Raw genomic sequence first — 639 nt, 5'->3', positions numbered from 1 at the left:
GTGCTGGCCTATGCGGTGTTTCTGCGCGCCACCCCCCGCTATCCCCAGGGGCTGCTCAATCCTGAGGGCTATGCCGGCTTTGCCGTGTGGGGCGCGGTCATCATGGTCGTGACGACCCTGGTGTCGGCGCTCGGCACCCAGCGGGCTGCCCTGCGGGCTCAGGTGGCTGACAGCCGTATACAGCCGGTCCGGCTCAGATCTCTGCCCCGAGACATGCGGGCGGCGCTGGGCAGCCCGTCGTACCGGGCGGCCGTTGTCGGCGGGCTGTGTCTGTGGGTCTCGTTTGGGGTGAACCAGAACCTCAATAATTACCTCAACACTTTTTTGTGGGGGTTCAGCTCGGAGCAGCTCACGCTCTTCATGTTTGTTCTCATCGCCAGCTCGCTGCTGGCCCTGGTCGTGACGCGACCGCTGGCCGAGCGGCTGGGCAAGAAACGGCTGATTCTCGCCACCGCCGTGGCCGCACCGCTGATGTTGGCTGCGCTCGTTTTCGTGCGGCTGGCCGGCCTGTTGCCGGGCAGCGGTGAGCTCGTGCTGATGTGGGTCGTGGGCGGAACGATCTTCGTGAGCTATACCGCCATCATCATCTCCATGACGATGGTTGGGGCGATGATTGCCGACGTGACCGACGAGCATGAG

1 protein-coding gene is annotated in these 639 nt (G+C 64.8%); it reads left to right on the top strand.

Annotated elements, in window-relative coordinates:
• Positions 1–639: MFS transporter (locus J4F42_16015; GenBank protein ID MCE2487021.1), on the top strand; the 639-nt coding region annotated here is incomplete at both ends.

Source organism: Desulfurellaceae bacterium (assembly GCA_021296095.1).
In the GTDB taxonomy this organism is placed as follows: Bacteria; Desulfobacterota; Binatia; order Bin18; family Bin18; genus JAAXHF01.
Note: the sequence above shows the minus strand (reverse complement) of the source record. Positions and strands in the feature narration are given on the sequence as shown.